Consider the following 24,142-nt stretch of genomic DNA (forward strand, 5'->3'; position numbering starts at 1 on the left):
CGGTGATTGATGCAGTGAAAAATATTGTAAGCTGATAGAAAGTTGTAAGGAAGACACAGAAAGAAATTTAAGAAGGGAGGACACGACCATGATCACAACGCACAAGTTTCATTACCGGGCGTATCAGAAATTCAGTGGAATTCTGATGCTGTCGGCCTGGGGTTTCATTCTGGTGATCGCTTCTTTCCTGTTCCTCTGGCTGGGGTACAAACTCGACTCGTATCTGGGCACCGCGCCAAACTTCATGTTCGGTTTGTTCTTTCTGGCGATCTTCCTCTGTGTCATGAGACTCTACAACGAAGCAAAGAAAAAAATGAAAGAGTTATAGCCGCTGCAGAAAAACATGATCTGTCTATATAACGCCCCCTCAGGTTCATTGGACTGAGGGGGTTTTTATTATTGGGGAAAATATTTTTATCAAACCGGATTCGGCAGTTAGCGGGCAGGTCCGGCGCCAGCTTCTTATGCCGGTTATAAACATGATTGACTAACGACTGGGGCGCTAGTAAGATAACGAATTATACACAGCTGTATCACAGCCTGCCAAAGGAGGATCTCATGGATTTGCTTATTGAATGTGCCATCAAGCTAGTCACCTATACGATTGCGGCAATGATTGTTGCCGGCATTCTCAGATTTTTTCTCGGAAAAACATTGACCGTCAAATTGTTCGTATGGCTTGCGCCCGGTTTGGTAATGGTTATTCTGGCGGGTTTCATCGGCGGCCGAATGGCCGGAAGCGATGCTTTATGGCCGAAGTTTATCGTCCTTTTCGGAATGCTGATTATGATTGCCAACTTCATTATCGTCGGCAAAAAGCTGATCGTGCAAATCCTGCAGATCGCCGGCGAGTTGAATGAATCGACGGGTGAAATGAATTCCGCGGCAACCCTTGTATCCAATGCCACCGGGGTACTGGCGGAAGGGACGTCCTCTCAGGCGGCGGCCATCGAACAGTCATCTTCGTCCCTGGAAGAAATGTCCGCCATGACGACCGGCAACGCGGAAAACGCCACTCAGGCAAAAAACCTCATGGCTGAAACCCGGGCTATCGTAACCAAAGTAAACGAACACATGAGCAACATGGCAGAAGCAATCCAGAAGGTGACTAAGACCAGCGAGGAGACCGGTAAAATCATCAAGACCATCGACGAAATCGCCTTTCAGACAAACCTCCTGGCTTTGAATGCGGCGGTGGAAGCCGCCCGTGCAGGGGAAGCAGGCGCGGGATTTGCCGTGGTCGCTGACGAAGTCAGGAATCTGGCCCAGCGTTCGGCGGATGCAGCTAAAAACACGCAGACCCTTATTGAAAACACCATTGCCGTGGTCAAGGAAAGCAGTGATCTGACCCGGCTGACGCAAAATGCCTTTGCGGAAAACGTGGAAATTGCCGGTAAGGTTGAGGAACTGGTCAAGGAAATCGCCGCCGCATCGGTCGAACAGGCCCAGGGAATCAGTCAAATCAACAAGGCAGTTGCCGCTCTTGACCGGGTAACCCAGGAGAATGCCTCTACGGCTGAAGAATCCGCCAGTGCCGCGGAGGAGATGAGCGCCCAGTCGGAGCAAATCAAGCGAATTGTTAAACGGCTGGTTGCTGTTGTCGAAGGAAAGGCCGACGGGGTAAAGAATATCTCATCATCTCCCGGAACCCGTATGCAGCGGGCGCGGAAAACCGGCGCGACTCAAGGGGCGTCCCGCAAGGCTCCCGTTAAAGCACTGCCGGCCGCTGCCGGAAAAGCGGCAGCCGGTCGCACTCAGACGCATCAAGTAAAACCGGAAGAGATCATTCCCTTTGGAAAAGATGAGTTCAGGGATTTCTAGTCCGGCTATGGGAGAAATAAATGATTTCGCGCATTGACCATGTATCCATTGCGGTAAAAGATCAGGAAAAGGCCGCGCATTTCTTTCAAGACATTCTGGGAGCCGTCGCGGGAACTTGTGCGGCCGATCCCGTAACCCGGTATTTCTGGCAGCTGTTTTCGCTGGGCGATTTGTCCCGTCTGGAAATTATTTCACCCACAGGCCCCGGAAGTTTTCTGGACGGTTTCCTGAAATCCAGAGAAGCAGGCGTCCATCACATCACCCTTCAGACACCGGATATCAAAAAGGCCATGGCCCATCTTGAAGCGCACGGCGTTCCCTTCTTCGGTTACAATGAATATCCGGAAGGCGTCTGGACGGAAATATTCATCCACCCCCGCGACGCCTTCGGCGTCCTCATTCAGATCGCCCAATTCGAATCCGACGACTGGCTTTCCGAACATGTGAAATTCCCCGCGGGAACCAGATGGCAGGTTGAGAAGACCCAAACCGGCGCAACTCTGACATTTGCTCATCCCGGCGGCGGCAAGGTTGCCCTGGAGATGGACCGTAAAGCGCTTCAGCAATTGAAGGAATCACTGGAAAACGCGCTGGCATAAGATCCGGTTTTTTTGAATTGCTGTAATAAGCGGATCTCACAAGGTGAGCCTTAATTTATTTTGCCCCTCTTCCCAAGAGTAGTCGTGGCTTACCGCCAGCTTCCCGACAATCATCATGGGGAGATCGTCATCGCCTGCACCCTCGAATGGATTAAAGGGTTCACCTCTGTAATAAATCACAATCTCAATTGCGCCGTCCTGTTCGGAATAACCGACCGTGACCGTCAAATCAACAGACTCCCCGGGTCTTTTAATCAGCTTATTGACGATCAACTCTTCCAGCACAAGCTGGATATTGAATATCTGTTTTTCAGAAAGGAACTGTTTGCGCCCGAATGTTTCAATTTCCGCATGAAGATTGTATAGATCAAAAGACCGGGACCGGATTTTATAGGTAAAGATTTTGACATGATGAATAAAGGCGCGCGTCTTGTCCTTTTGAGGATGGTTAAAGACCTGATCGGGTGTTCCTTCCTCAAAGATAATCCCTTCATCCATGTATAAAACACGTGTGGAGACATCTTTCGCGAATTTCATTTCATGGGTGACAATCATCATGGTCATCCCGTCTGCCGCCAGCTTGCGGATAACCGCCAGCACCTCGCTGATCATGGTCGGGTCAAGCGCGGAAGTCGGCTCGTCAAACAGCACGATCTCCGGCTTCATGGCCAGCGTTCTGGCAATGGCCACCCGCTGCTTCTGACCGCCCGACAACTCGTCGGGATAGGCATACGCTTTTTCCGCGAGCCCCACCATGGCCAATAGCTTCATGCCCTCATCAAAAGCATCCTGACGGTTCATCTTTAGCAAATCAACCGGCCCGAGCATGATGTTTTCAATCACCATCAAATGCGAAAAAAGATTAAAGGACTGGAAAACCATGCCCATCTTCTGACGAAGTTTGAAGACATTGGTTTTTTTATCAAGAAGGTTGACGTCGTCAATGATAATTTCGCCGCCTTCCGGCTCCTCCAGAAGGTTGAGACAGCGCAACAAGGTGCTCTTGCCGGTGCCGGACGGGCCGATGACGGCAATCACCTCACCTTTTTTAATTTCAACATTGACATCTTTCAGGACGGCCAGATCGCCAAAGTGTTTGGATAAATTTTTCACGCTGATCATCGGATCACCACGCCTTTCACCACCCTCTTCCGCCACTTCGGATCAATCCGCATTTCCACCCGTGACAACAGAAAAGCCATCACATAGGCGATGGTAAAATAAATCAGGGCGGTGGCGATAAGGGGAAAGAAAGCCTCATAAGTGCGGCTGCGGATAATATCGCTGATTTTGGTCAGATCCTGAATGGCAATGTAACCGACCACCGATGTCATCTTGAGCATGGAGATAAACTCGCCTTTGAACACCGGCAGGACGTGCTTTGCCGCCTGCGGCAGAGTGATTCTGGCAAAGACCTGAATCCTGTTAAAGCCAATGGCATAAGCGGCTTCATGCTGCCCCTTATCCACCGCGTCAATGCCTGTTCTCATCATCTCCGATACGTAAGCGGCAAAGTTTATGGAAAAACCGATAATGGCCACCACAATCGCATTAATATCCATACTGCCGAAAACGATGTAGTATAAAATCATCAGCAGCACGACAATGGGAGTTCCCTGAATCGCACGGATAAAGACTCTGGCCGGAATATTCGCCACCCTTGTTTTCGCCCGGCGCATCATGCAGACGATAAATCCAAGAACAGTGCCCAAAACAGCCGAGAGAATGGATATCAGGATAGTGACCCACAGGCCCTGCAAGACGAGCTTGTAGCGATCTTCAACCATGAAGGTCCGCTGGAAGCTCTTCCCCAGGCCCGCCCAGATACTTTTGCCTCCGGCGTTTTCCCGGGCATCGGCGCCTGCCGCCACCATAACAACGATGCCGCCCGTGTAATTGGGAACACTGAAAAGGACCGACCTGGCCCGTTCTTTGGTGACTGTGAAACCACCAACGGCCATATCACTTTTCCCGGACATCAGCGACGGAATGACTGCAGCAACATCCATATCAGCAATTTCGAGTGTCCGGCCGAGTTTCGAGGCAATGATCATGGCAATCTCAATATCATACCCCACGATTTTTCCATGCTTCACGTAGGCAAATGGCGCCAGGTTGCTGTTCGTGGCCAGATGGATCACCCCGTTTTTGCCGTCGAACCTGAGATCCGGAAGAACCTTCGCCGAGTCATCCTTGCCGAACCACCTGGCCTCTATCTTTTTCAGCGTTCCGTTGCCCTGCATCTCTTTCAACACGGCATTAACCTGCTTTTGCAGATCAACTTGATTCTTCGGAAAAACGAATGCATAGCTGTCCGAACTCAATGCCTTCGTTAAACTGATTACACCGGATGAGTGGTTGATAATATCCCGTGCGATCGGTTCATCCACCAGAAAGGCTGCGATCTTTCCGGTCTTGAGCGCTTCCGTTTCATCGGAAAAGCTGTTGAAATACTCGGGAACAGCTCCGGGGACATATTTTTTCAACATGCCATCGTAGACGGAGCCAGTGATAATTCCGACTTTCTTCCCGGCAAGCTGAGAAGGATCCGTAATGATTTGTGAGGCGGGAGCGGCGGCAAGTTCAGCAACCACAGCAACCGTGCCACCCGAGTAATTGGGAATACTGAAAAGAACCGACTGGGCACGTTCTTCCGTAATGGCGATAAAAGCGCCGGCCATATCGCTTTTGCCAGCCGAAAGCGACGGGATGATCGCCGCAAAGTCCATATCCATGATTTCCAGCTTGCGTCCAAGCTTCGAGGCGATGATCATCGCCACCTCGATGTCGTAACCAACCAGCGTCCCGTTCTTCATATAGACAAACGGCGCACAGTCGCTGTTCGTGGCAAACCGGATCACCCTTTTTTTGCCTTCAAGTGGGAGAGCCGGGAGAACTTTGAGTGTATCATCCGTGCCGAACCATTTAGTTTCAAGCTTCTTAAGCGTCCCGTCGTTTTTGATCTCTTGCAATGCGGCATTGACCTCTCGATGCAGCAGAGACTGGTTCTTCGAAAACGCAAACGCATACTCATTCAGACGCAGCCATTTGGGAATGTAGGTAATGCCGGATGTCTGACGGATCATGCCGCGCGCCACCACTTCATCCACAAGGAAGCCCGCAATTTTTCCCGCCTTGACTGCCGCGATCTGATCCGTAAACGTCGTAAAATACACGGGGGTGGCATCAGGAAGCTTATCTTTTAACACCGTCTCGTAAGTCGTGCCGGTTTGAACCCCGACTTTTCCCCCGGCAAGCTGCGACACATCCGTTATCTGCTGAACCGCCGCACTCCGGGAAAGCCTGTCCTTCCGGACAAGAAAGGCAACTTCCGAATCCATATAGGCATCGGAAAATAACATTTTCTTCCGGCGCTCCGGCGTGGCATTCAAGTCCGCTATCAGCAAGTCGACCTTTCCGGCCTGCGCGGCGATAACCAGTGCGGAAAATTCCATGGTCTGATACGTGACTTTTGCATTGAGAAAATAAGCGAGCCTTTTGACAAATTCAATATCGAATCCCGTCAGTTCACCACCGGCGTAAAAGTTCATCGGTTCGTTCAAACCGTCGGTAGCGATTTTCAGCGTCATCGCTGGATTTTCCGGCTCCGCTATCCGGGGCATTACGGCGTTTGCTTGCAGGATCCATCGATTATACATTTCCTGATACGTTCCATCCGCCTTGTATTGCCGGATAAAGGCGTTGACTTTCGTAATCAAGTCCTTCCGGTCCAGCGCGGCGCCGGCAACAATGCGTTCATCCGCAATCTTGTCATCCATCAGCGCCAGATCAGGATTTTTCATGGCCACATACTGAAGCGTATGCCGGTCAAAAGCAAAGGCATCGATCTTTCCCTGCTTGACCGCCAGATAACCGTCATTGACACCTGAATAATACTCGATTTTGCATTTGGGGAATTTTTGTTCAACAACCGTCATGGCGGCGGAGCCCTGCGGCACACCGATGGAATATCCGGGGGCGTTCATCTGAGCCGGACCGGGCAGGATACGGTTGCTTTCCGGATTGCTGGAGCAGCCCGGAAGCATTACAAGAAAAAAAACAAATAAGGTAAAAAGAGCGATGCTCCTCTTCTCATTTTTTTTACACCGGTGTTTCAATATTTTTACATCCCTTCCGAAGGGCTTTGTCTCTTCAATTCCGCAGCGGGCTTCTCCATACCGGAAAGCCGCAGAATGAGATTGCCTGATACAGTCCGGCGATAATCCGCCGCGGCCCGGACATCATCAATCGGCAAAACAAAGCGGACAATTTTCTCGGCGGCAGCGGAGAGCGTCTCTTGCGACAGTTTTTTACCGGTCAGAAAGTCTTCAATTCCGGCATCCGTCATAACGGCGGGACCGACACTGCCCCAGGCCAGACGGCACGCTTCAATCATTCCGGAAGGCGTGATCCTGAGAAGAGCGGCCATGCTGGCAACCGCGCAGGACATTGACTTGCGCTGTCCGACTTTTTCAAAATGATGAAAGTTGAATTCCGCAGGCTTTTTTACGCGAACGCCTGTGATGATTTCGCCCGGCGCAAGCCGTGTCTTTCCGGGACCGGCGATGAAGTCCGGGACAGACACGGATCGACTGCCTTTCTGTGAAGCAATCTCTACGTCCGCCCGCAGCACATACAAAGGCGGCAGAGTGTCCCCCGCCGGTGAGGCCGTACAGATATTGCCGCCAATGGTTCCCATTGTTCGGATCGGAGGAGACCCCAGCGTCCTGAGAGCCTGGACAAGAACAGGCAGGTGCGCCGCAATCAGAGGATGGCGCAGAATATTTTCATGCGTGGCACAAGCGCCTATCCAAATTTCACCATCATCTTCCCCGATACCGCTTAGTTCTGCAATCCTTTCCAGTCCGATCAGGACGGTTGCATCCGTCCTGGCGGCGCGCATTTTGACAAACAGGTCCGTGCCGCCCGCAAATATCAGGGCATCAGGGTTTGCATTGAGACAGGACCACAGATCGGCAAGAGTTTGAGGAAGGTAAACCTGTCTCATGGTTTTTCCTCCTCACGGCGCGTAGCCGCTGCGACGGCGTCCACGATCTTCTGGTATCCCGTGCAGCGGCAGAGATTTCCGGCAAGTCCCGCGCGGATCTCTTCCCGTAAGGGCCGTGGATTGTGTTTCAGGAGCGCCGCCGCCCCGATAATCATGCCCGGCGTACAAAACCCGCATTGCACCGCTCCATGGCGAATGAAAGATTCCTGAAGCGGATGCAAACGGTCCTTTTCAGACAGCCCTTCGATGGTCACAATATCCCGGCCTGAAAGTTGCGCCGCGATCATCAGGCAGGACAAACGGTGTTCGCCGTTCACAAGGATAGAACAGGTCCCGCATTCACCGGCGCCGCATCCTTCCTTGGTGCCTGTCAACCCGAGGTCTTCCCGCAGAAGATCCACCACGCGCCGATCCGCGGCGGTTTCCATGTCTATTGCCTTCCCGTTGAGCGTAAACCGGATATTCATGACCGGCCTCCTTCCCGACGGGACCGAGACAAAGCCTCAAGCACCCGTTCCTGTTTCAGGGGAGAACAGGTCAAACGGATGCCGCAGGCGTCGGCCAGAGCATTGGCAATGGCAGGTAGCGGGCCGTTGGAGCCGACTTCACCGACGCCCTTCATGCCATAGGGACCAGACGGCTCCCAGGTTTCCACAATCTGCGAGTTGATTTCCGGAATATCCATCGCGCCGGGAATATGATAGGTGGTGAAATTCGGCGTCAGCAGACGCCCCTGCTCCATCATGATTTCTTCATAGAGCGCGTAACCGATGCCCTGGGCAATCGCGCCCTGCACCTGCTGCGTAAAGGTCTGCGGGTTGAGGACGCGTCCCGCCTCGGTTGCGGCGGCATAAGCCTTGACATCGACGGCGCCGGTCAGTGTGTCCACTTCAATGCAAGCCAAATGGGCGGCATAGGAAAAAATAAGATGGGGAAAGCCGATGATAAATTCCTTCCCCGTATCCAGTTTGTCGCGGACAACAGGCATGAGAAACTGGCTGATGCAGACCCGGTCTTCCGCCGCCATCATCGAACCGATCATCTCCAGCGGAATTTCGCGGCCGGATTGCAGGTCGCGGACACGCCCCGACAAAAGCTCCAGATGCTCCAGAGTGTCGGCCAGAAGAACCAGCGCCGCGCGGCCGATAATTTTACGCCGGAGCGCTTCACTGGCTTTAATCAGGGCGTTGCCATAGGTATAAGTCGTGCGTCCTGCCGAGGACGATCCGGAAGGAAGCGTCCGGTCCGTGTCCGGCTGGACAAGCTCAATGCGCGTATTTTCCTGACACAAAATCTGTCCGGCAATCTGGACAAAGGCGGTGGCGTTGCCCTGCCCCATATCGGTTACTCCGTTATAGACCCGGATTCGTCCCTCCGTTGTCAGCTCAATTTTGGCAATGGCTGAATCGGGCAGGCCGCGTCCATAGCCCATCGCGTTAAACACGGCGGATACGCCCACGCCTCTTTTTTTAAAGGGTCCGGCGTTTTGCTTCCAGTCGTTGCGATTGAGCCAGAGCGGATTTTCTGCAAGCGCCGTAAGGCAGTCGAGAATGCCTGTGGACTGAGTCATGGTGACGCCGGAAGTGTTCCGGTCTCCACGGCGCAGCGCATTTTTCCTGCGCAGCGCCAGAGGGTTGATGTTCAGTTTTGCAGCCAGCAGATCCATCATCTGCTCGATGGCAAAACTGACCTGCGCGACACCGAAGCCGCGCATGGCGCCGGCAACAGGGTTGTTCGTATAAACGCACCAGCCTTCGATAAGCGTGTGAGGAATGCGGTATGGTCCCCCGGCATGTTCCATGCCCAGGGCCATGACCTCTCCGCCCAGATGCGCGTAGGCTCCCGTATTATAGTAGAGGCGGCAATGCAGCGCCTGAAGTGTTCCGTCGGATTTGGCCCCGAGCCGATAATGCATATGGACGGCATGGCGCTTGTAGCCGGCCGCAAAATTTTCTTCCCTGTTCCACCACATCTTGACCGGCCTGCCTTGCGCATGAAGGGCGGCCAGCATCAGAAAGCACTGCACCGTGGCGCCGTCCTTGCCTCCGAAAGCGCCGCCCAGATAGGGGCTGATGACACGCATCTTATCCATGGCCAATCCCAGCGCATGGCTGATTTCCCACTTGTCGCGAAAGGGCGCCTGCGTCGAGGCAATCAGGACAACACGACCGTCCGCCTCCTGCCAGGCAATGCCGTTTTCCGTTTCGAGGAAGGCATGAGCCTGCATGGGAACATCGAAAGTTTCTTCAATCAGAATATCGCAACCCGCAATCGCGCTTTCGCCGTCGCCGGCCTTGATTTCGGCTTTCAGCAGAACATTGCCGCCGGGATAATCCTCGTGAAGCACAGGCGCGCCCGGTTTCAGAGCTTCTTCAACGGTAAAAACCCCCGGCAGGGGTTCAATGTCAACTTCGATAAGATCGATGGCTTGTTTCAGAGTTTCCCGATTTTCCGCCAGAACCAGCGCAACGGCGTCACCCGAATAGCGGACCTTATCCGTGGCAAGGACCGGCTGATCCTTGTGGACAATTCCCTGACGATTGGCGCCGGTGACGTCACGGCCTGTCAACACAGCCACCACACCGGGAAGGTGCGCGGCGGCCGACGTGTCCAAATTGCGGATACGGCCATGGGCAACACCTGCGCGGCGCACACCGGCCCAGAGCAGATTGTCCCCGTAATAATCCACGGCGTATTTTTCGGCTCCGGTCACTTTGGCCGCCGCATCAGGCCGCGCAAAGGATTTGCCGATTTCCGGAATTTGTATGTCCAACGTGGCTATTTCCTTTCAAGAAACAACTGTTTAATGACTTCCAGGCACCTTTGTGCTATATGCCTTCACAATTAAATTCTTAGCACAGGATGACGAGTGTTTCAATGGAGAAAGGATTTTACCGTTTTATTGCCGACAGTTTTTCGAGTCCGCGGCCAATCGTTCTGGCAACGATTATCTTCCGTTCGGGATCGGCTCCCCGCGAAGCAGGAACCACCATGGCCATTTTCGAAAATAATGAAAGCGTGGGAACCATCGGGGGCGGCGCCCTGGAGGCACAGGTTTTGAAAGCTGCGGCAAAGGTTATCGCCTGCCGGCAATCCGTCTGTCTGAAATTCTCGTTCAACGATCAGCAAAACGTCAAAGGCGGCATGATCTGCGGCGGACAGGTAGAAGTCCTTGTCGATTTCCTGGAAGGCAATGATGCTTTATCGGCCGGCCTGTTCATGAAGATCGCCTGCGCTTGCGAGGCAGGAAAGCCCGCCTGGCTTATCTGGTCCGTTCACCCGGATCATAGTAACGAAACGTTTGTGAAGACCGGCCTGGGTGTCATGTCCGGAGATGATATCGATGCCGGTTCTCTGGATCTGACGGGGTTTGACCTCAACAGTTTGAAACAGGCGTGCCATCCGGACGAGGCAAGACTTGTAACGGGCAGCGGCGGCATCCGATATCTGATTCAACCCGTTTTTCCGCGGGAGCGGGTTATCATCGCGGGAGCCGGCCACATTGGCCGGAAACTGGCCGCTCTGTGCGACATAACCGGTTTCGCCACCGTCATCATTGACGACCGTCCGGATTTTGCCGGTCGCGACCGTTTTCCCGAATCAGAGATTGTGATTCCGGAGGCATCCTTTGAAAACTGCTTCGCCGGCCTGTCCATAGGCCTCAACGACCGGATTGTCATTGTTACACGGGGGCACGAGCACGACCGGACTGTTCTTTTTCAGGCCATGGAGAGCGGCGCAGGCTATATCGGCATGATCGGAAGCCGCAGAAAGCGCGACGCCATCTACGAAAGCCTCCGGCAAGACGGCGTAAGCGCGGAAGACCTGGCGCGCGTCCACTGCCCGATCGGCCTCGATATCGGCGCGCAAACGCCCGCGGAAATAGCCGTGAGCATCGTCGCTGAACTGATTGCGCTGCGCACCGGAACAGGATCAAAATGAGAGTCAAAAGTTACAAAAATGGTTTTTCCTGCATTACTCATTTTTCAAATCAGTGATCTTATGATACATTGCAATCAGTAATTGTTAAAAATCTTTCTTTAATCAACCGCCTCGCAACAAACTGTCGGGGCATGAAATGAACATTTTCATATCGCAGCAATCTGAGGCTAATTAACGTTCGTCCCGCGTGAGCGGGATTAAAAGCATGATCAGACGTTTCATTACAGAACTAAGGGGGTGTGTGATGCGAAAATGGATCGTTGGGATATTGGCAGTGCTGGTGGCGGCAGGCGGCATATTCTGGGTAACGGCTGACAAGGATATGCGCGGGTTGATCCTTAACATACCGACCAACAAGGATGTACTTTTCTGGTCAATCCAACAGCGCGATGCCGCTTTTCGCGCGATGGACCGGATGCCCATCCTTACCAAATCACGAGTCATTTCCGCTGACGGATACGTCTATCCCCTGCCGAAGGGAGCGCCGCTTGATATTGGCATCAATGTCGATGCCTATATGAAAAATCAGCGCACCGCCGGATTGGTGATCGTCCAGGACGGCAAAATCCGTCTCGAGAAATATGGACTCGGCTTCGACGGCGCCGGACGCTGGACCAGCTTCTCGGTTGCAAAATCAATCACCTCGACATTGGTGGGTGCGGCAATTAAGGACGGCTATATCAGGAGCATCGACGACAAGGTGTCTGCCTATATTCCCGACCTCAAAGGGTCGGTCTATGATGATGTCACGATCAGGCAACTGCTGACCATGACATCGGGCGTAAAGTGGAACGAGGACTATGGCGACCCCAAATCGGATGTCGCTTTGTTCAACGCGCACAAGGCCGAGCCGGGCGTCGATGTGACTGTCAGCTATATGCGCAAATTGAAACGTGAAGCGCCTCCGGGCACGAAATGGGTTTACAAGACCGGTGAGACCAATTTAATCGGTGTACTGGTCAGTCAGGCGACCAAAAAGAGTCTGTCCCAGTATCTGTCGGAGAAGGTCTGGCGGTCTTTCGGCATGGAGCGGAACGCGAGTTGGCTGTTAGGGTCCACCGGTCATGAAATCAGCGGCTGCTGTCTGCAGGCATCAACCCGGGACTTTGCCCGCTTTGGTTTGTTCATCCTGGGCGGCGGTATGGCGGAAGGCAAGCCGGTGCTGCCGGACAGCTGGATCGCTGCGGCAACGACGAAGCATACCGATACCAATCAGCCCGAATATGGCTATGGATATCAATGGTGGACCATGAAGGACGGCAGCTATACGGCAAGGGGGATTTTCGGTCAGGGCATATTTATCGATCCCGGGCGGAAACTGATCATTGCGTCAAACAGCAGCTGGCCGCAGGCCTCTGATCGTCAGGGTGGTGATCAGAGCAGAAAGCGCGATGGGTTTTACAAGCAAGTGCAACTGGCAATTGACAATGAGAAGAAGGCCATAAAACAGGTACGGTGAGTCCCGGAGGGGCAGCGTCCTATCACATTCCTGACCTGCGCATGCGACGCACTTGCAATCCCAGACTGAGATTTTCTTGACACGGAAACTGATCGGTTTTATGATCTCCTTCACAATAATCAACAGCAAATCTCAAAGGGATCGTGAATGATGAAACTCAAGGTATCTGTTTTTTCTTTGGTATTATTCATCGGCATAGGTCTGGCGGTATATAAAGGATTCAAAACATGGGAAGACAGCCGGAATCATAACGCTCCTGCTTCATCCATACAATCATTCGGTGAACCGGCCTCAAAAGGCGAAAAAGTGACCGTTAAGGACTTCTCAGCAAAAAGTGAAAAAGTATCGCTGGATGAGGCGCAATCAAGAATTGCGAAAGCAAACGCAGAGATGAAAGAACTGGCTGAAAAATTAAGCATCAGCGCAACGATAGAACATTTGCGAAAAGGAGAGCTGAACGAACTGGTGAATCATCTGCGGGGAGGAGACCAGGCAGAGCCTTGGCAAAAAGAAGTTCAGGAAGAACAGCAAAAACAGGTGGAAAAAGATAACACCCGTGCCGTGCAGGCGGAGATAGACCGTTTGAAGGCGGAGCAGGAAGTTCGTTTGCGAAAAGAAGCAATGGCCGGTCAGAAGGGGCAGAAAGAATAAGAGATATCATGGAAAAATCAGAGTGATCAGCCAGAGCGGGATCACCTTAATATGGATATAACAGAAAATCATGTCTGAAGAAAAATTCGCCGCACTGATCCTTGCCGCCGGACGCTCCACCCGCATGGGCGCTTTCAAGCCGCTGATGCCTCTGGGCGGTCAAACCGTTCTGGAGAGACTCATCACCCTGTACCGCTCAGCGGGAATATCCGATATGCTCGTCGTGCTGGGGCATCAGGCCGCCGATGTCCGGCCCGTCCTGGAAAAGCAGGGTATCCCCTGGACCATCAATGAACAGTATGATCAGGGCATGTTCTCCTCCATTCAAACCGGTGTAAAAAGTCTGAATCCGGACTGCCAAGCTTTTTTTCTCCACCCTGCGGACATCCCGCTGGTCCGGCCCGAAACGATCAGCCGCCTGATCGCCGTTCAAATGGAAAAGAAGGCGAGCATCTGTTATCCCTGTTATGAGGGCAGACGGGGACATCCGCCTCTCGTATCGACGGCGCTGATCCCGGCTGTTCTGACTTTCAATGAACCCGGGGGAATGCGGGCGCTCCTGTCTTGCTACAATGGCGAAGCTCTGAATATCAATTGCCACGATCCCGGTATATTGATGGATATCGACACCCCGGAACATTATGAAGAGGCAATCAACCATCTCGCAGTAAGCAGCGGTGAATGAATGCTCGTCTGGCGCAAGCGGGATTGAATATTTTTCCCCTGCAAAACAAGTTGCGGAGAGGCATCATTTGCCGCTTCAGACCCTTTGACTATGTTCAAGCTTTGTTCTATAAGGAATTTCCAAAATGCAGCACTTGTAAAGGAATAAGGTCATGGATACTGACAACATGCGCACATTGACTTTGGAAATCAGCGCCTCAGCGCATTACCTTCCCGTCGTCACCCAGTTTGTGGAATCGGCGGCAATGGTCTTCGGCCTGAAACAGGCGGAATATATCCGTTTAAGCCTGGCGACGGAGGAAATTTTTCTTTATCTCAGTCATTTCGTCTGCCCGGGAAAATCACTGGAAGTGCAGTGCTTCAACGGATTCTATTATGCCCGCGTTCATTTCCGTTTTTCCGCGCCGGAGCTGAATTTAAGCGGTCTCAATATCGCTTCAACCATCGCCCATGACCGAGAATCCGACCTGGAATCCATGGGTCTTTTGATCGCCTCCCGTTCCGTGGATTATTTCAATGTTGCCGTTGAAAAGAACAACCGGGTTTGCCTCACCATTACAAAAGAAAAGACCTACCCCGCTTATGAAGAGATACTTCCCGCACCGGAGCCTGCTGAAAATTTATCAACCGGGACGCCGGATGACGAGAGGCTGAAAGTCTTTGCCATCCTGACCTCGCAACATTATTCCCTGCCATACAGGCCGGCTTTTTTTAGGCATCCCGGCAAGCTTGTGGATATGGTTCACAGCGGGGAATATAACGCCCTTGTGGCCCTGAACCAAAAAAAGGAAATTGTCGGCGGCATCCTGCTTTTTTATCGTTCGGAAAAGATCGTCCAGTTTTACGGCCCATACTGCTTCTCCAAAGATCAGGAAAAAGCGATCGGCGAAGCGCTGTTTACCGCCTGCATCGCCGGTATCGCCCGCACCAAGGCGCTGGGGTTGCTCAGCCTGTGGGGGCTTCCCGAACCGCTCCGGAACAATTTTGAAGCCCTCGGTACGCTCCGCTATCATGAAGAAGGCAAAGCACCCGTTGAAGAGATTTCTTTTTACCGGCTGCTTCATGAAGATCCCGGTTTTGAGGTCTGGTCGGACGCCGATATGACTGATTATCTGCGCCGGGAATACCGGCGGCTGGCTCTGGCCAGAGAAATCCGAACCATCCGGGACATGGGCGAAACACGTTTGGGTCCATCGCTGTTTTCCGCGGAAGTGTATCGTGAGCAGTCCACCGTCACCCTTCGCCCCGTCATGGCCGGAGATGATTATCAAGACAATGTGCAAAGACACATCCGTTTTCTACGCAATGACCATTTTCTCAATCTTTATGTCGAACTGGATCTGGGCGTCCCCTGGCATGCCCGGCTGATTTACGTGCTTTTAAACAACCATTTTAAACCGGGAATCATTCTGCCTTTTGCCGGAAAATCAGATCTCATGATCTTTCAGTATGATAATGAAAACAAATCTTGATATCCTCGTCCCTGCCTATGTCAGGGAATTTGAGCCTTATATTCCCAGCAAGCCGGACTGCGAGCTGAAAAAGCTATATGGCTGCCCGAGCCTGTACCGGCTCAACAATAACGAAAATCCCCTGGGACCTCCGCCCGGCGCGCAGGAGATCATCCGGCGTTTTTCCCCGCCCCGGGGTGCCGTGTATCCCAGCGGCGATTCCTACTATCTGCGTCAGGAAATCGGCAGCATTAACGGCATCGACCCGGATCAGGTGGTGGTGGGCAACGGCGCCAATGAGGTCATCGCCTTTGTGGTAAAGGCCTTCTGCCAGCAGGGGGACAATATCATCACGACGGACAAAACCTTTGCCGTTTACGAGTGGGTGGCGACGTTTTCCGGAATCAGGGCAAAGCTTATCCCCCTGAAAAACGAACGGTTTGACGAACAGGGCATGCTCCAAAGCATTGACGAAAACACCAAAGTGATTTTTATCTGCAATCCGAATAATCCCTCGGGAACTTACTGGTCCAAAGACACCCTGATTGCATTTCTCGACGCTCTGGACGGTAAACAGATGGTAGTCGTTGACGAAGCTTACTTCGAGTTTGTGGAAAACGAGGATTATCCCGACGGCATCTCGCTCATCAAAGATTACCCCAACCTCATTGTGTTTCGGACTTTTTCCAAAATGTACGGCATCGCGGGACTGCGCATCGGCTACCTGGCCGCGGACCCTGCCGCAGCCGATATGATCCGCCGGACCTGTGTGGTCTATTCCGTAAACAGCATCGCCCAGGAGGCAGCCCTGGCCTGCCTGCGCGACGATACGGGCCATATCGCAAAGACGCGCGCGCTGGTTTGCGAAAGCCGTGCTTTTTTGCGCGAAGAACTGGCCAGGCTGAATTTGCCGGTCATCGCGGGCGAGGGCAATTATCTGATTGTGAAACTGCCGGGAAGCGACACGCTGGCTTACCGGAAACTCATGCGTGAAGGAATTATGATCCGTCCCATGACGGGCTTCCGCTATCCAAACCATATCCGGGTCACCCTCTCGAAGATGGAGGCGATGGAGGCCTTTGTCGCGGCGCTGAAAAAGACGCTGGAATCATAGGATGGTAAAATGACCGTCAAACCAGGCGAAAAAAGCCTTTTTACCTTTGAATTTCTGGCGCTGTGCCTGGTGATTGTGACGGCATTCTGCAACGTCAGCGTCTTTTACAGTTTCTATTATTATCTGAGCGTCATTGAAATTCCCGTCATCTGGCGCGGCTTTCTGGTCGGCCTGGAACCCATGGCCGCCTTCGGGCTTCGCCTGCTGGTGCTGCCCTGGCTGCATGTGCGCAACGCCTATGGCGTCGCCATGTTCGCCCTCGTGCTCCTGGTTGTGGTCTCCTGTTCCTACCTCTGGGTGGAAACCGTGACGGCCATGATTATTCTGCGCGTCATCCACGGCGGGGTCTTTGTCCTCCTCACTTCCGCCGTGATTTCCCTGATGGTAAATTTTATTCCCCCGGAAAAGAGCGGCCAGGGATTCAGCACGCTTTCCATCGCCATCATGATCCCTTATGCGTTGATTCCACCGCTCACGGAAGCCCTGCTGCCGCATGTCCGCAACGCAGCCGACATCTATGCCGGAGTTTCCATCTTTTCAGTGGCCGCAATCCTGCTGATGATTGCTTTGCGCAAACGCATCGTCAGGACACTCGGCGGCATGGATGCCGTCCTGATGCGCCGTTTGACCCTTGCCGGGATCCGGGATAATTTCAGACAGCATGCCGTGGTCATTTTGCTTCTGGCCACGCTTTTTATTTATCTGGCCCATGCCACGTTTTTCTATTTCATGAAGAATCTTTCCCTGCAAACGGGCATCGGCAACGTAGGCGTCTTTTTTATGATCTCTATGGCGACGATGATTGCCGTGCGTCTCCTCGGCACCGCCATGTTTGACCAATTTAATAAAACACGGCTCGTCATGATTGTTCTGGCTTTGCTTTTGCTGTGCCTGATCGCGCTGCCCAATGTCAGCACCCCTTCAGCCTATTACCTGCTGGCGGTCGTTTACGGAGGAAGCATGGGAGTTGCCCTGCCCGTTCTGAATGCCTTGATCTTTTCCGCCTCCTCGCCCGCCATGCGCGGCCTTAATACCAACATGACCCTCTTTGCCATGGACGCGGGCTACTTCATCACGCCGTATCTGGGCGGGATGCTCATCACGCTCGGCGCGGATTTTGGCAAACTGTTTTACATGGCGGCGGGCTTTACGCTTGTTTGTCTGATTTCCATAATAATACTTTTTCAAAAAAAAGGAGAGAAAAATGAAGATTAATGCCCCCTCACAGGAATTTGGTGAATATCAGGTTCGTCTAATGCAGGAATCTGACGCTCCGGGTGTTGTAGCGCTTTACAGGGCGATTTATGGAGACCATTATCCGATTAGGGAAATGTATGATCCTGATTACATCATCCGGCAGCAGGAAGAAGGCCTGATGTACCGGGTTGTCGTCGCGGATGCCTCAGGCAATATCCTGGGCCATCACGCCATGTACCGCCTGAAGGAAACTTATCATGGCCTTTACGAGGGCGGACAGGGCATGGTTTTAAAGGAACACCGCGGCAAGGGATTTGACAAGGTTATCCATGGCTATATTGCGCAGGCCCTGATGCGGGCGATCGGGGGAGAAGAAATATGGGGCGAATCGGTCACCAACCATGTGTTCATGCAAAAATCGACGCTCAGCGTTGGAGGCAAAGAGACAGGCATCGAGATTGAATTGATGCCGGCCGAATCCTATGAAACGGAAAAGTCGGCGTCCGGGCGCGTAAGCGCGGTTGTGGCCTGTGCCTGTCTTAAAGAAAAACCCCACACCGTCTTTCTGCCGGCCCCCTATGAAGAAATCCTGAGAAAAATTTATGATAACGCGAAGCGCAAGCGTCAGTTTGAAGCCGGCACGCAGCCATTGCCGAAAGAAACGGCAACCCGTTATGCCGATACTTTCATTGCCGGCGCGGGCGTATTGCGAATTTCCATCTTTGAAGCGGGAGAAGATGCAGGCGAAGTGATAGCCGGTCTGGTTAAGAAATATACGGAGGCCGGGGCCGTTGTATTGCAGGTGTTTTTACCAATGGATAAACCCTGGAGCGGAGCATTAACCGAAAAGCTGAACCACCTGGGCTTTTTCTTTGCCGCATTGGTGCCGCGCTGGTTTGACGCAGACGCATTGTTGTTGCAGAAGCTGGCTCAGCCGACCAATTACGACAATATCAATATTTATTCTGATTTTGCCAAAGATTTGCTGAAATTTATTATTAAGGACCGTGCCCGCGTAGAAGCGTTATCACCCCGTTAAGCAGGTTTTTTTATTGTAAGGACACAGCCATGGATATGGAAGCGGAAAGCGCGACTGGATTGGTCCGATTTTGGAAGAGGAGGGGTTGAAAGCGTTTCGCTATTTACAGAAATGAATGATGTATTCCGAGCATCATGCAGGAAGAAGCAAAGATCAACCTGTCGGATCGGGAGTAACCAGCCGGATCGACAAATCAACGCCGGTCTTCTTCCTGACAGCTTGCTCTCTATGTTCCAACGCGCCGTTTAATCATAAACTGGGGGCAAAGCTCAGATGATCCAGGACAATACTCCCGGCACACTGCGGGCCTTGTTCCGTAAATGGAGCAAAGCCACTTGTTTTCCGAATTATACAGGAAAGGACATTCCCGGGGTGTCTCGCCGGTATCGGCGGAGATCAACCGGTCTCCGGCCCAGGTGAGATGGCGGTGTTCGATCATATCCAGAATGTCGTGCCTCTTTTCGGCGCGCCACCGGTCATAATCCTCTTGCTGCGCATAAGCCGTAAAATCAACAAAACAACATTTGCCGCACTGCAGGCAGGAAAGCGGCTTTTCCATAAACCTGTCTCTCTTAACTTTATTTTTCAGTAACAACCGGGATGCTCAGTTCCCGAACCACGTTCAGCTCCATAGTCCCGGAGAAAATGCCACAAGCAATCTTTCCCCGTTACTGCGGGAGCGATTTGTCTTTTTATAAAATATCATTTTTGCCATGTCAATGTGATATTCAACAAAATCTCCCCTGCCCCTTCATTAACAATGATAGGAATTATGGAAATTTCAAACTTCCGGATTGTGCACAGGGGGACAAAAGAATGCGGCCTGGTATCAGTTGTTTACTGTTTCATCAATCCGGCAATATGCTTTACCTGAGCGGCCAGATTCGTCATATAGGAGACACGCTCCTGATAGATGCCGCCTTTGATGTCGTATTCAACATGGCCCATGTTCTCGATTGCTTTTTCAATATTGCCGCCGGCTTCGATCAGGTAGCTTTCAATCAGTTCACGGTAGCGGTATGTTTCGGCAAGCGCGCGTTTGAGAAATTCCTTCGCGTCTTCATGAGTCAGCATCCAGGCGTGCCCCAGGCAAATGATTTCCGGTTCGAGAGCGATCATCAGTTTCAGAGATTCGATATAATCAGAGTATGAAGACAGAAACTCGACCTGTATCGAACCGCCTGTTTCACCCTGAAGCACGCCGCACGCTTCACTGGGGAACAGGGTTTTGATCTCCGGAAAATAAAAAGACAGCGAATCCCTGGTATGACCGGGCGTTTCATAGACACGGCAGGTCAACCCGCCCAGGTCAAACTCCTCACCCTGCTTCAGGCGAATATCGATTTCAAACGGACGGAGCGTCAGGTCTTCGGCCGAGGTATTATACTTTAAAAGTTCAACATGATTGCCGCTGAGCTGATTCATCACGTCCAGCACGGATGACTTTTGCAGCAGTCCGGCAAGTCTTTCATGAGCGCCGATGGCCAGCCCGGGAATATGCCGCTTCAAATAGTGCGCAGCGCCAACGTGATCATAATGCGAGTGTGTCAAAAATAGATAGTGGAGTTGCTCCGGATTACCCAGGATATCCCTGATGGAAGTGAGATAGCGCGGCCCCAGAAGATTCACCCCCGCGTCAATCATCAGATTCTTCTTTTCACCCCGAACAATGTATGCCGGATACCACGCATTGGGAATCGCCGTAATCCGCTCGTGTATCCGACCTTTCGCCTGCTGCTGCATAATTCTCCTCCGCTTGCCGCCCTATCTGTTATATGCCGATGATCATTTGGGACAACGGAGGCATATCGCCGATATTTTTTCCATAACGGGAATACTTGATGAGTTTGTCCCCTGTCATGGCAAACGCCGCGGGAAGCTGCGTTTCCTTCCCTTCAAATTTGCCGTGCCGGAAACCGCGATTGACCGCCCTGATTGCCGCGACCAAACCGGCGGGATGCAGGTATTTGAAAATTCCGCCTGCCTCCACGCCATAGAGTTGAAATACTTTCCCCTCAGGATCACAAATGATGGTAAAGGGAAAATCGTCTCTGGTGATTAAAGCAGCAATCGTTTCCGGCGGACTTTGCAGCACGACAAATACGCGCCCGCCTTTTTTTCCGACCAGTTCGATATCCTGTTTTATTTTTGCCATTTCCATCTGGCAGACCGGGCATCCGTAATAGCGCAGAAAAATCAAAACGGCCGGATTATTGCCGACAGCATCATAGAATCCCATCTCGGCATCCCATGGCGTTTTTAATCTAAAGTCACGGGCTTTGTTTCCTATCGTCAGCCTTGACGCCATATCAAACACCCTCCTTTAATTTCATCGGATAACCGAGGATAGTACATTGGTCGTATAATTCGTGCAGCCAGACGCGTGCCCGCGAAACTGCTTTGATAAAATATCCGACATGCCGGGGTAAGGCAAAGAACCGCAAGCCCGGCCCTTATTTATCAGATCTGGTTGTATAAACGGTGTCGCAGATCGAATCTCCTGCCGCCCTGGTTTTTAAAATCGTAAGCGTGGTCCTGCCGTCCGTTGCTGCGGAAAAATATTCGCGATCAATCGCCATAACCGCTTCGCAGAGTTGCCTTGATGTGTTTTCCAATCCGAAAGGACAGGTTGTCCCCTGAATATGGAACTTTTCATCGGATACGGCAACGATATTGATGGTTGCCGGATCGAAGTTTTTTGTAAAGGCCGCAGCCACAGTGGACAAACGGCAATCGGGCAGTTTGCTTTTAACTTTAAGCCCCAGAGCGCGTCCCTGACGACCCAGGATATTGTCGATTGCGGGCAAACTTTCATCGCCGCATTTTTCATGGAAGGCCTTGATTAAAAGCCCCTGTGCTTCTGTCGCATTTTTAGGCAATGGTTCAATTGTTGTTCCGGACATGCTTTATCCCCTGCTGTCAGATTTGGATGCCGTCAGATTATTCATCATCAGGTATGGTGTATCGTTTTTCATTTTTTTCATTGAACTGTCAAAATCATTCTTATACTTCGCAATATTTTGCAAGCGAAATGGATGGGCGGAAAGCGGCAAAGCCCTCCCTGAATCAAAGGTAAAATGCGATCCCGTTTCTAAATATGCGATGAAAATAAATATCCTTCTATTCCCTGATCCTTCTCAATTCCATCACCACGGGATTCAGAGGGTCCGGACAGGCAATGCGGGTGACATCCTTATCTTCCTCCCAGGGGAATTCCCCGCCAAAACGCAAAACGCGCCACGCCGGAAAAGCGGCATAAAACGCCGAGGGGCAGAGAGCCTTGTCGCCGCCGGAAAATCCCAGCGTAAAGTCCCTGCTCAAATCAAATTCATCCCCCGCCTTGTGCCCCGCGACGCAGGTCCCTTTAACGGACAAAATCTTCAGAACCACTTTCATCGGATCAGCCATGATGCTTCCTCCTTCAGTTATATGTTTTGTCGCAAATAAATATATTCTTCAGTCTTTCAGATTCTGGACAAACATTACGGTTCTTGCGGAACCGACGGCAAGCCCCCCTTTATTATCTTGAAAACTGTATTCCGTTTCCGCAAACGGGAGCCCCTTGTGGTAATACATTTTGGTGATGGTTACCATGCCTGTAAAATCGGTGGGGTCAATCGGGCGGACAAAGGTCGTATTAATTTTGGCAATTAAAATATTGATCGTCGTCTTTACGGTTCTCAGACTATTGATGTCGATATTGAAATGAGAAAACGGGAGCAATTCACGCATGCCGCCTTCAATCGCCTGGATAAAGCCCAACTGATTAAAACAGATCACGGCGTCGACGGCATTAAAATGCGTAAACCTGTCGGCGTTGGGATCATTGTTCAAGCTTGGCGCCATGTAAAAAGAACCGGGGATGGAGAATAAACCCTCCGCGGCGAAATAGTTTTTCGGATCGGTATTATCAATAAGCGATTCCGGTTGATAATCTTTTGGATGGATGATCCATGCTTCCCGCAAATACCGGCATTCTTCCCGGTAAAACCAAATATCGTTGGTGAGCTCCTTTTTATTCAAATGAGGGTAGGAAATTTCCTGGGCGCTTATTCTGACTGTCATAAGTTCTCCTTTCAGATCATATTATCAGCCGACCGCACTTGGCTTGAACACTATTGATTTCCGGATAAACCGTATTATAGATTCAGCGCCTGCCGACAAGCTCAGACAGGTGTAAAATTCACTTTTTCAGCCGCGTCTTTTTGACACAACGCCTGACAAAGACGAACTGATCTATCGTTGAATGTGATTGGAATATCGCCTTTTGTCCGGTGAATTGTCAAGATTAAAGATTTGATCCCGTTTGTACCCTGACGCTTTCCCGGCAGGATTACCGTTTACATCCGTTTCTTGTCCGGATCATCCGGGATTGCGGCTTTTCATATGTTCGTGCTCCCGCCCCAGATGTCCGATATAATCTCCAAACGTCCAGGTCCGGGCCGTATCCGTTATCACGGCAAAGATCAGTTCCTGAGGATCGCGTAGAACCGCCTTGAAACTCCTCATCACCTGCAGAACCTGCTCACGTTCCATGGTGTTTACCATAACCACCCGGTATTGATTAAGGTCGGGAGGCAATGCCGTTGCTCCACTCTGCTGTTTTCCGGTGTTGTTCGGTTCAAAACCCGCCGTGACGCCATCCAATATTTTTCCTACTTGCGCGTCCAGCATGTCTTCCGTAACAGCAACCACGTCCAGACGTATTTCCCTGTTCAGCCCGTAAAATGAAGCTCTGCCTTTTTCCATGTCTTCTCCGGATAAACCGAGGGCAAAACAAACAATCCTCTCCTTCATACGCAACGCTCCTCCTGTCAGAGATAAACTCAGGATTTGATAATTTCCGCCAGAACCTTGCTGTCCGCGCCGAAGTAAACCTTCCTGCCGATCTTTGCGATGGGTCGGCGGATAAGGCGCGGCTCTTTCAGCATCAGATTAATCAGATCATGATCGGACAGTTTGGCCTGATCCAATCCCAGCGCTTTGAAAGAGGGAGAGCGGAAACTGAACATATCGGAGGCAGGCTTCCCCTGCAACAGCGCCTCGATTTCCGCACGGTTGAGCGGCGTTTTGAAAATATCTCTATCATTGATTTCCACCTTCTTTTGCGAAAGAAACTCCTTCGTTTTCCGGCAGGTGGTTCATTTAATCCAACAGAAAAAGTCAACGGTCATAAC

24 protein-coding genes are annotated in these 24,142 nt (G+C 51.8%); 11 read left to right on the top strand and 13 right to left on the bottom strand.

The window, feature by feature from the left end; all coding sequences use genetic code 11:
* Positions 1–88: 88 nt before the first annotated feature.
* From CVU71_16765 to CVU71_16775, 3 genes are all read left to right on the top strand, one after another.
* Entirely contained in the window at positions 89–328 is a 240-nt protein-coding gene (locus tag CVU71_16765; GenBank protein PKN17185.1) for a hypothetical protein, read from the top strand.
* A gap of 230 nt (positions 329–558) precedes the next feature.
* Positions 559–1,821, top strand: a complete 1,263-nt coding sequence (locus tag CVU71_16770; protein PKN17186.1) for a hypothetical protein — start codon at positions 559–561, stop codon at positions 1,819–1,821.
* Positions 1,822–1,841: 20 nt separating this feature from the next.
* The gene (locus CVU71_16775; GenBank protein PKN17187.1) at positions 1,842–2,420 is read left to right on the top strand and encodes a hypothetical protein; all 579 of its coding nucleotides are present in this window, start codon (positions 1,842–1,844) and stop codon (positions 2,418–2,420) included.
* A 36-nt stretch (positions 2,421–2,456) separates the two neighbouring features.
* On the opposite strand, the gene CVU71_16780 is transcribed toward CVU71_16775, so the two are convergent.
* Genes CVU71_16780 through CVU71_16800 form a run of 5 tightly spaced genes read right to left on the bottom strand, consistent with a single transcriptional unit; the run spans position 2,457 to position 10,189 of the window.
* A complete protein-coding gene (locus CVU71_16780) occupies positions 2,457–3,542 on the bottom strand; it encodes an amino acid ABC transporter ATP-binding protein (protein ID PKN17188.1) in 1,086 nt (361 codons plus the stop codon).
* Positions 3,539–6,538 carry a hypothetical protein gene (locus CVU71_16785; protein PKN17189.1) on the bottom strand — a complete coding sequence of 1,000 codons (3,000 nt, stop codon included), beginning with the start codon at positions 6,536–6,538 and terminating at the stop codon, positions 3,539–3,541. The genes CVU71_16780 and CVU71_16785 overlap by 4 nt, the downstream gene beginning before the upstream one ends.
* A gap of 5 nt (positions 6,539–6,543) precedes the next feature.
* On the bottom strand, positions 6,544–7,428 hold the full coding sequence (locus CVU71_16790) for a molybdopterin dehydrogenase (GenBank protein PKN17190.1): 885 nt from the start codon (positions 7,426–7,428) through the stop codon (positions 6,544–6,546).
* Entirely contained in the window at positions 7,425–7,895 is a 471-nt protein-coding gene (locus CVU71_16795) for a ferredoxin (protein ID PKN17191.1), read from the bottom strand. Before CVU71_16795 ends, CVU71_16790 begins: the two co-directional genes overlap by 4 nt.
* Positions 7,892–10,189 (bottom strand): carbon monoxide dehydrogenase, encoded by a 2,298-nt coding sequence (locus CVU71_16800; GenBank protein PKN17297.1) that lies wholly within the window; start codon positions 10,187–10,189, stop codon positions 7,892–7,894. Before CVU71_16800 ends, CVU71_16795 begins: the two co-directional genes overlap by 4 nt.
* Before the next feature lie 101 nt (positions 10,190–10,290).
* Between CVU71_16800 and CVU71_16805 the strand changes: the two genes are divergently transcribed.
* The 8 genes from CVU71_16805 to CVU71_16840 all read left to right on the top strand — a co-directional run bounded on the left by CVU71_16805 (position 10,291) and on the right by CVU71_16840 (position 18,965).
* Complete coding sequence (locus CVU71_16805; GenBank protein PKN17192.1) at positions 10,291–11,370, top strand: dehydrogenase; 1,080 nt, start codon at positions 10,291–10,293, stop codon at positions 11,368–11,370.
* A 244-nt stretch (positions 11,371–11,614) separates the two neighbouring features.
* Complete coding sequence (locus tag CVU71_16810) at positions 11,615–12,829, top strand: serine hydrolase (GenBank protein PKN17193.1); 1,215 nt, start codon at positions 11,615–11,617, stop codon at positions 12,827–12,829.
* A gap of 147 nt (positions 12,830–12,976) precedes the next feature.
* A complete protein-coding gene (locus CVU71_16815; GenBank protein PKN17194.1) occupies positions 12,977–13,480 on the top strand; it encodes a hypothetical protein in 504 nt (167 codons plus the stop codon).
* A gap of 70 nt (positions 13,481–13,550) precedes the next feature.
* Complete coding sequence (locus tag CVU71_16820; protein PKN17195.1) at positions 13,551–14,165, top strand: nucleotidyltransferase family protein; 615 nt, start codon at positions 13,551–13,553, stop codon at positions 14,163–14,165.
* Positions 14,166–14,316: 151 nt separating this feature from the next.
* Positions 14,317–15,636, top strand: a complete 1,320-nt coding sequence (locus CVU71_16825; protein ID PKN17196.1) for a hypothetical protein — start codon at positions 14,317–14,319, stop codon at positions 15,634–15,636.
* A complete protein-coding gene (gene hisC / locus CVU71_16830) occupies positions 15,614–16,729 on the top strand; it encodes a histidinol-phosphate transaminase (protein PKN17197.1) in 1,116 nt (371 codons plus the stop codon). Before CVU71_16825 ends, hisC begins: the two co-directional genes overlap by 23 nt.
* 9 nt (positions 16,730–16,738) lie before the next feature.
* Positions 16,739–17,944, top strand: coding sequence for a hypothetical protein (locus CVU71_16835; GenBank protein PKN17198.1), 1,206 nt, complete (start codon positions 16,739–16,741; stop codon positions 17,942–17,944).
* The gene (locus CVU71_16840; GenBank protein PKN17199.1) at positions 17,934–18,965 is read left to right on the top strand and encodes a hypothetical protein; all 1,032 of its coding nucleotides are present in this window, start codon (positions 17,934–17,936) and stop codon (positions 18,963–18,965) included. The genes CVU71_16835 and CVU71_16840 overlap by 11 nt, the downstream gene beginning before the upstream one ends.
* A gap of 226 nt (positions 18,966–19,191) precedes the next feature.
* Here CVU71_16840 and CVU71_16845 read toward each other — a convergent pair whose 3' ends face one another.
* From CVU71_16845 to CVU71_16880, 8 genes are all read right to left on the bottom strand, one after another.
* Positions 19,192–19,524, bottom strand: a complete 333-nt coding sequence (locus tag CVU71_16845; protein PKN17200.1) for a zinc/iron-chelating domain-containing protein — start codon at positions 19,522–19,524, stop codon at positions 19,192–19,194.
* 278 nt (positions 19,525–19,802) lie between these two features.
* Positions 19,803–20,708 carry a hypothetical protein gene (locus CVU71_16850; GenBank protein ID PKN17201.1) on the bottom strand — a complete coding sequence of 302 codons (906 nt, stop codon included), beginning with the start codon at positions 20,706–20,708 and terminating at the stop codon, positions 19,803–19,805.
* Positions 20,709–20,736: 28 nt separating this feature from the next.
* Positions 20,737–21,273 carry a hypothetical protein gene (locus tag CVU71_16855; GenBank protein PKN17202.1) on the bottom strand — a complete coding sequence of 179 codons (537 nt, stop codon included), beginning with the start codon at positions 21,271–21,273 and terminating at the stop codon, positions 20,737–20,739.
* Between the two features lie 145 nt (positions 21,274–21,418).
* On the bottom strand, positions 21,419–21,868 hold the full coding sequence (locus CVU71_16860; GenBank protein PKN17203.1) for a hypothetical protein: 450 nt from the start codon (positions 21,866–21,868) through the stop codon (positions 21,419–21,421).
* 217 nt (positions 21,869–22,085) lie between these two features.
* On the bottom strand, positions 22,086–22,373 hold the full coding sequence (locus CVU71_16865) for a hypothetical protein (protein ID PKN17204.1): 288 nt from the start codon (positions 22,371–22,373) through the stop codon (positions 22,086–22,088).
* 48 nt (positions 22,374–22,421) lie between these two features.
* A complete protein-coding gene (locus CVU71_16870; protein PKN17205.1) occupies positions 22,422–23,030 on the bottom strand; it encodes a hypothetical protein in 609 nt (202 codons plus the stop codon).
* A gap of 297 nt (positions 23,031–23,327) precedes the next feature.
* On the bottom strand, positions 23,328–23,762 hold the full coding sequence (locus CVU71_16875; GenBank protein ID PKN17206.1) for a hypothetical protein: 435 nt from the start codon (positions 23,760–23,762) through the stop codon (positions 23,328–23,330).
* Between the two features lie 29 nt (positions 23,763–23,791).
* On the bottom strand, positions 23,792–24,064 hold the full coding sequence (locus CVU71_16880; protein ID PKN17207.1) for a hypothetical protein: 273 nt from the start codon (positions 24,062–24,064) through the stop codon (positions 23,792–23,794).
* Positions 24,065–24,142: the final 78 nt, after the last annotated feature.

The sequence above is a fragment of the Deltaproteobacteria bacterium HGW-Deltaproteobacteria-6 genome (genome assembly GCA_002840435.1).
Taxonomy (GTDB): Bacteria; Desulfobacterota; Syntrophia; order Syntrophales; family Smithellaceae; genus UBA8904.